Origin of the sequence: Arthrobacter sp. Bi83, from assembly GCF_918698095.1 — a bacterium.
In the GTDB taxonomy this organism is placed as follows: Bacteria; Actinomycetota; Actinomycetes; order Actinomycetales; family Micrococcaceae; genus Arthrobacter.
The window spans coordinates 20506-27654 of sequence record NZ_CAKKLY010000057.1 but is presented as its reverse complement, the minus strand read 5'-3'; the positions used below and the strand labels follow the sequence as shown (position 1 = coordinate 27654).

The window sequence follows — 7149 nt, the reverse complement described above, 5'->3', positions numbered from 1 at the left end:
ACCGCGAAAAATGCATCCTTCTGATCCTGCGAGTACCACCCGGATCCTGATGAATCACCGCTTAAACGAACCACGGTCGTTGCAACTCCCAAAAGTCGGGGTGTTGCAACGACCGCTAGAACCCAAGCCTGGTTCACTGGGGCCTCAGGTGTTCGTTCGCGCTGGAGTTCGCTGGGGAATGTACTCCGCAGGGATGATCTTGACCGTCGATGTTTCGCTGGGGCAACGGATTTCGTAGAGTGGGAAGGCTAAGGATGTCAGCCCCGGCTGCTATTACTTCTCTTAAACAATTCGCGCTCTCTCCCTAAGGATCCGTGAGCATGCTCGTCACCCTCATACGGCGCTTTTCCAAGCCGTATCTGCCGTACATCGTGGCTGTCATCGCCTTTCAGCTTGCGTCCACCATCGCCGCCCTTTACCTGCCGAGCCTGAACGCCCGGATCATCGACGAGGGTGTTTCGCGCGGCGACACCGACTTCATCTGGCGCACCGGCGGCATGATGCTCCTCGTCGCGTTCGTCCAGGTAGGCGCCGCCATCGCCGCCGTGTACTTCGGCTCCAAGACGGCCATGGCGATTGGCCGTGACCTGCGCCGTGGCGTGTTCCGCAAAGTGACGAGCTTTTCAGCCAAGGACGTCAACACGTTCGGGGCACCCACACTGATCACCCGGGGAACCAACGACGTCCAGCAGGTGCAGATGCTGGTGCTGATGGGCCTGAACTTCATGGTGTCCACCCCGATTATGTGCATCGGCGGCATCGTCATGGCGCTGCGAGAGGACATCAACCTGTCCTGGCTCGTCTGGGTCTCCGTGCCGGTTCTCATCGTGGTGGTGGGCTACATCGTGGTCCGCCTGATGCCGCTTTTCCGCTCCATGCAGACGAAGATCGACCGCATCAACGGCGTACTCCGCGAGCAGATCATCGGCATCCGTGTGGTGCGGGCCTTCGTCCGTGAGCCGTATGAGACTGAGCGATTCGGCCAGGCTAACAAGGAACTCACGGACGTTTCACTGAAGATCGGTGCCCTGTTCGTCCTGATGTTCCCGGCGATCGGCATGATCCTGCACCTGTCCACTGCCGCGGTGCTCTGGTTCGGCGGCCAGCGTGTGGACTCCGGGGACATGCAGGTTGGCTCCTTGACGGCCTTCCTGCAGTACCTGCTCCAGATCCTCATGGCGGTCATGATGGGCACGTTCATGGCCATGATGATTCCGCGGGCCTCGGTCTGCGCGGACCGCATTGGCGAGGTTCTCGACGTCGAGCCTTCCATCCACGACCCCGAGAGCCCGCAGACACCGGCGAAGCTCGAAGGCGTGGTGGAATACCGCAACGTCACCTTCGCCTACCCGGGAGCGGAAGCCCCCGTTCTCAGCAACATCAGCTTCACCGCGCGGCCGGGGGAGACCCTTGCCATCATCGGCTCCACCGGCGCCGGCAAGTCGTCCCTGCTGTCGCTGCTGCCCCGGCTCTATGACGTGGCCGACGGGGAAGTGCTGCTCGACGGCGTCCACGTCAGCAACCTGGACCGGGCGGAAATCACCAAACGCGTGGCCCTCGTGCCCCAGCGCCCCTACCTGTTCTCCGGAACCATCGAGCACAACCTGCGCTTCGGCAAGACCGAGGCAACCGATGAGGAACTGTGGGACGCGCTGCGCGTGGCGCAGGGCGACGGCTTCGTCCGCGAAAAGAAGAACGGGCTTGGATCCCGGATCTCCCAGGGCGGCACCAACGTCTCGGGTGGACAGCGGCAGCGCCTCTGCATCGCCAGGGCGCTGGTGACGAAACCCAAGGTGTACCTTTTCGACGACTCCTTCTCGGCCTTGGACGTTGCGACGGATGCGCGGCTGCGCGCAGCCCTGAAGCGGACCACCGCCGACGCCACGGTCATCATCGTGGCGCAGCGGATCTCCACCATTACCGACGCCGACCAGATTCTGGTGCTGGACAACGGCAGGATCGTGGACCGCGGAACGCATGAGGAACTGCTGGAAACCTCGCCCACGTACCAGGAAATTGTTGAGTCCCAGCTGAGCGTGGAGGAAGTCGCATGAGCGCCGACAAGAAGACCCTGCGCGACCGCAAAAAACCGGCAGGGACACTGACGGAGGAGACGGCGGCCGATCCCGCAGCGCTCGCAGACGACGACTTCGTCGAGGAGGAGTACAAGCCTTCGGAGGCGGACGGCGGCATGTTCGGCGCCATGCCGGCGAAGAAAGCCCAGAACTTCTGGCCCTCTGCCAAGCGGCTCCTGGGGCTGCTCAAGCCCGAGGCCGCGGGCATCTACATCGTGGTGGCCATGGTCATCGTGTCAGTGGTTCTCAACGTCATCGCGCCCAAAATTCTCGGCCAGGCCATGGACGTTATCTTCGGCGGCGTGGTGGGCAAGCAACTCCCGGCGAGCGTAAGCAAGGAGCAGTTCGTCAGCGGCCTGCGGGCGCAGGGCCAGGACAACTTCGCGGACATGATCGCGAAGATGGAGCTGGTTCCCGGCACGGGCATCGACTTCCAGAAACTGACGGTCCTGATCTCCGCAGTGCTGCTCATGTACTTCGTGGCCAACATCTTCCTGTGGCTTCAGGGCTATGTGCTGAACCGCATCGTCATGAAGGTCATCCGCCAGCTGCGCGACGACACCGAGAAGAAGCTCAACCGGCTGCCGCTGAACTACTTTGACACCCGCCAGCGCGGCGACGTCCTTTCCCGCGTAACGAACGACGTCGACAACGTCCAGCAGGCGCTCCAACAGGCGTTCGCGCAGCTGATCAGCTCGGTCCTGACCGTCGTTGGCATCGTCATCATGATGTTCATCGTCTCCTGGCAACTGGCCCTGATCGCCCTGATCGCGCTGCCGCTGTCCGGCGTGGCGGCCGGTGTGATCGGCGCGCGCAGCCAAAAGCTGTTCGCCGCGCAGTGGAAGAACACCGGCGAACTGAACGGCCAGATCGAGGAGTCGTTCTCCGGCCACGACCTGGTGCGGGTCTTTGGCCGTGACGCCGACATGCTGGAGCGTTTCGAGGAACGCAACGAGGCCCTGTACAAGGCCAGCTTCGGCGCGCAGTTCGTCTCGGGGATCATCTTCCCCGTCATGCAGTTCGTCTCCTACCTCAGCTACGTGGGCATCGCCGTCGTGGGTGGTCTCCGCGTGGCCTCCGGCAGCATGAGCCTTGGCGACGCGACGGCGTTTATCCAGTACTCGCGCGAGTTCACCCAGCCGCTGGGCCAGATGGCGGGCATGGCCAACATGCTGCAGTCCGGCGTGGCATCGGCCGAGCGCGTGTTCGAGTTCCTGGACGCGGACGAGCAGGATGCCGAGACGGCCACCCGGCACCTGCCTGCCAAGACGGACGGCCATGTGGAATTCCGCGACGTCACCTTCAGCTACACGGAGGACAAGCCGCTCATCGAAAACCTGTCCTTTACGGCCGAGCCGGGACACACCGTGGCCATCGTCGGACCCACCGGAGCGGGCAAGACCACCCTGGTCAACCTCGTGATGCGCTTCTACGAGCTCAACGCCGGCTCCATCACACTGGACGGTGTGGACGTCACGCAGCTGAGCCGGGCCGAGCTCCGTTCCAAGGTGGGGATGGTGCTGCAGGATGCCTGGCTGTTCGGCGGCTCCATTTACGACAACATCAAGTACGGCAAGCTGGACGCCACCGAGGATCAGATCATGGCAGCGGCCAAGGCCACGTTCGTGGACCGGTTCGTGCGTGCGCTTCCGGACGGCTATGACACGGTTATCGACGAGGAAGGCAACAACGTCAGCGCCGGCGAAAAGCAGCTGATTACCATTGCCCGGGCATTCGTCGCCAACCCGTCGCTGCTGATCCTGGACGAGGCCACGAGCTCGGTTGATACCCGCACCGAACTCCTTGTCCAGAAGGCGATGGCCGCGCTGCGGACGGACCGGACCAGCTTCGTGATCGCCCACCGCCTCTCCACCATCCGCGACGCCGACACCATTCTGGTGATGGAGAACGGCACGATTGTGGAGCAGGGCAACCACCAGACCCTGCTGGCTGCCGAAGGAGCGTACTACCGGCTGTACATGTCGCAGTTCGCGGGCGCCGATGTCGAGGAAACCCCCGTGGATGATTCGACGGCGGTGCACAGCTGACCGCGCACGGGTCGGCAGGCCATACCGATCCCCGGCGCATCGAGGTGCTCGTGCCGATGCGCTGGGGTGACATGGACGCCTACGGGCACATCAACAACGTGCAGGTCGTCCGCATGCTGGAGGAGGCCCGCATCGCCGCCTTCGGCCCGCCGCGGGGCGCCGGTCTGCCAGGGGTGGAACCGCACGTCTCCCTGTTCAACGATGTCGCTGAGGGCACCATGGCGCTCGTGGTGGACCACCGCATCAGGTACGTGAGGACCCTCGAGTACCGCAACGTTCCCGCCGTCGTCCAGCTGTGGATTGGTGCCGTCAAAGGCGCCAGTTTCGACATCCACTACCTTGTGCAGGACCCCGTTACTCGCGAGGATTGTGTGAAGGCGTCAAGCCACCTCGCCTTCGTCGACGAAGCCACCGGACGGGTCCTGCGGCTGACTCCGGAGCAGAAGCAGCGGCTGGAGCCCTTCACCGAACGCAAGGAGGCATAACGTGAAAAAGAAGAAGAAGGCCTGGAAGGACCTGCCGCCCGCCGCACGCATTGCAACGGTCATCCTGGGTGCCGCGCAGCTGGCATTCCTCGCCGCCGCCCAGCGCGATATCTCCCGCCGTCCGGCCGACCAGATCCGCGGCTCAAAGACGCTCTGGCGGGTGGTCACCCTGGTCAATTTCATCGGCCCGGGAAGCTACTTTGCATTTGGCCGGAAGAGGCTGCCGCTGCCTACCGGCAAGTAGGTTCGCCGGACGGCGTGGTGCTGGCGTTCAGCTTTAGCCTGTAAATTTGAAGGCATGACCCCCAACCCGAAGCCTGCCATGCACCGTGCCCTCGGCATCTCCAAAGAGATCGAAGACGCAGCGTGGTTTGTTCTTGGGGCCGGACTCCAGGGCAGGCCGTCTGCGCTGGACCGGCGCACCCAGACGTGGACTTCCGACGCCGCCGCGGAACTGCTGGAGCGACTGGAACGGGGCGTCGTGGACGCCAAGGCGCCCATGATGACCAATCTGCGGCACAGCCTCGCGGATGCCTCCCGGGCTGCGAAGCAGCTTGCCGTGGAGCTGCTGTTCCTGCAGTCGCTGCCCCTGGCGCACGAGGTCAAGTCCCTCAAGGTCAAGCGGGCCCGCGTGGCCGAAGCCGCGTCCTGGCTCGAACCCCCGCTCGAGCTTCCCGACGAGCTGTACCGGGGCATGACCGACCACGGCGTCATCCGGGACCGGACCGCGGAGTTCAACTGGACCATCTGGGACCACCTGAAGTGGCTTTGCCGGTTCGTGCAGCACGTCGACCAGCAGTCCACTTCAGCCATCAGCAGGGCGCTGAAGGACCCCTTGGCCTTCCACCTGCTGGCAGCGGGCACGCCGGAGGATCAGCCGGCCATCCGCCGCAGCGTTGAATACCTCACCTGGCCCGGCTACTTCGAACCCGTTGTGGCGGATGTTGAGCGCCGGGAGATCCGCGACGCCTTCGCCTCCCTGGTGGGCGGGGCCAAGGGCGACAGCGACGAGGAGATCACCGCAGACATCCGCCGCATCCGCCTGCACCTCGATGAGCAGGCAGGCCAGCGCATCGACTGGTATTCCCGCCAGCTCGTGAGCCAGTGGCGCAAGGTCGGCGATCCGGGCCGCCGTGCCTGGCTGCTGCGGACCCACTCCGACAACGCCGAACTGCTCGCAGCCTGGCGGGGCGAGGAAAAAGTGACCCTCGACGTCGAGCACCTCCGCCTGCTGGACGCCGGCGTCACCGCCGGGCTGGTCCAACATGCTGTGGACGAGGATTACAAGCACCTCGGCTACGTGGAGCGGGAGGACACCAAGACGGCGGTTTTCGCCTTCCTGACCGTGATGAAGCCGGGGGACCTGGCGCTCTACCAGAACGCCGGTGCCGTCCGGATCGGCGTCGTGCTGGGGGAGCCGGACCACAACGGGGACAACCGGCGGATGCGCCGCAAGGTCCGCTGGTTCGACGAAGCCCACGCCACGGCCGACCTGCCGCGCCACGTCCAGCGCCAGCTCGCCACGCCGGGCATCGTCGTCGATGTCACCCGCGTGGTGCAGGCGCTGCAGGCGCTTGTGCCTGCTGAAGCGGAAGCAGAGCCCGACGGCGATACGGAACCTGCCGCCGTCGTCGTCCCCGTCCAGGAGGGGTTCCGTCCGCTGACGCGCGAGTTCGCGGACTCGCTCCACATGGATCTGGAACCGCTGCAGGAGATCGCCGAACTGCTGGAGGAGAACCGGCAGCTGGTGCTCTACGGCCCGCCGGGAACGGGCAAGACGTACCTCGCGAAGCACCTCGCGGCCGAGCTCGCGCAGGACAGCACCGACGAGCGCGTGAAGCTGGTGCAGTTCCACCCTTCCTACGCCTACGAGGATTTCTTCGAGGGCTACCGGCCGGACAAGACGGACGAGGGGCAGGTGTCCTTCAAGCTCGTAGCCGGGCCACTGCGCCGGCTCGCCGAAGAAGCGGCCAAACCCGGCAACGAGTCGAAGCCGTACTTCCTGATCATCGACGAGATGAACCGCGCCAACCTGGCCAAAGTGTTCGGCGAGCTGTACTTCCTGCTGGAGTACCGCGACGACCGCATCTACCTGCAGTACAGCCCCAACGAGCCGTTCACGCTCCCGGACAACCTGTACATCATCGGCACCATGAACACCGCGGACCGTTCCATCGCCATGATGGATGCCGCCATCCGCCGCCGTTTCGCCTTCATCGAACTGCACCCGAACACCGAGCCGGTGAGGGGGTCGCTGCTGCGGTTCCTGGAGGCGCGGCAGCTGGACACCACCCCTGCGCGTTTGCTGGACGCACTGAACGGCGCCATCGACGAGTGGGACCGCGACCTCATGATCGGCCCCTCGTACTTCATGAAGAAGACGGCCCAGACCCCCTCCGGTCTGCGCCGGATCTGGAAATACGAGCTCATGCCGTTGCTCGAGGAGCACTACCACGGGCAGCTGAACCGCGCGCAGCTGGAGGAACGATTCGGGCTGGACCAGCTGCTGGGACGCCTTGCGGCTCGCTAGCTCGGCCGGAT

Annotated in this window: 5 protein-coding genes; all 5 read left to right on the top strand. The window is 64.6% G+C overall.

What is annotated here, in order from left to right:
* Positions 1 to 320 precede the first annotated feature (320 nt).
* The 5 genes from LQ144_RS19840 (at position 321) to LQ144_RS19820 (ending at position 7138) form a co-directional block, all read left to right on the top strand.
* Positions 321 to 2054: an ABC transporter ATP-binding protein gene (locus tag LQ144_RS19840; RefSeq protein WP_230120668.1), complete on the top strand. Its 1734-nt coding sequence runs from the start codon at positions 321 to 323 to the stop codon at positions 2052 to 2054.
* Positions 2055 to 2191: 137 nt separating this feature from the next.
* Positions 2192 to 4123: an ABC transporter ATP-binding protein gene (locus tag LQ144_RS19835; RefSeq protein WP_230120667.1), complete on the top strand. Its 1932-nt coding sequence runs from the start codon at positions 2192 to 2194 to the stop codon at positions 4121 to 4123.
* A 56-nt stretch (positions 4124 to 4179) separates the two neighbouring features.
* Entirely contained in the window at positions 4180 to 4608 is a 429-nt protein-coding gene (locus LQ144_RS19830; protein WP_230120661.1) for a thioesterase family protein, read from the top strand.
* Position 4609: 1 nt separating this feature from the next.
* Complete coding sequence (locus LQ144_RS19825) at positions 4610 to 4852, top strand: PLDc N-terminal domain-containing protein (RefSeq protein ID WP_230120659.1); 243 nt, start codon at positions 4610 to 4612, stop codon at positions 4850 to 4852.
* Positions 4853 to 4906: 54 nt separating this feature from the next.
* The gene (locus tag LQ144_RS19820) at positions 4907 to 7138 is read left to right on the top strand and encodes an AAA family ATPase (RefSeq protein WP_230120657.1); all 2232 of its coding nucleotides are present in this window, start codon (positions 4907 to 4909) and stop codon (positions 7136 to 7138) included.
* The last annotated feature ends 11 nt before the right edge of the window (positions 7139 to 7149 follow it).

Coding starts and splice junctions, on each gene's coding strand:
- LQ144_RS19830 (WP_230120661.1), top strand. CDS start 4,180: ATGCGCTGGGGTGACATGGACGCCTACGGGCACATCAACAACGTGCAG.
- LQ144_RS19835 (WP_230120667.1), top strand. CDS start 2,192: ATGTTCGGCGCCATGCCGGCGAAGAAAGCCCAGAACTTCTGGCCCTCT.
- LQ144_RS19840 (WP_230120668.1), top strand. CDS start 321: ATGCTCGTCACCCTCATACGGCGCTTTTCCAAGCCGTATCTGCCGTAC.
- LQ144_RS19820 (WP_230120657.1), top strand. CDS start 4,907: ATGACCCCCAACCCGAAGCCTGCCATGCACCGTGCCCTCGGCATCTCC.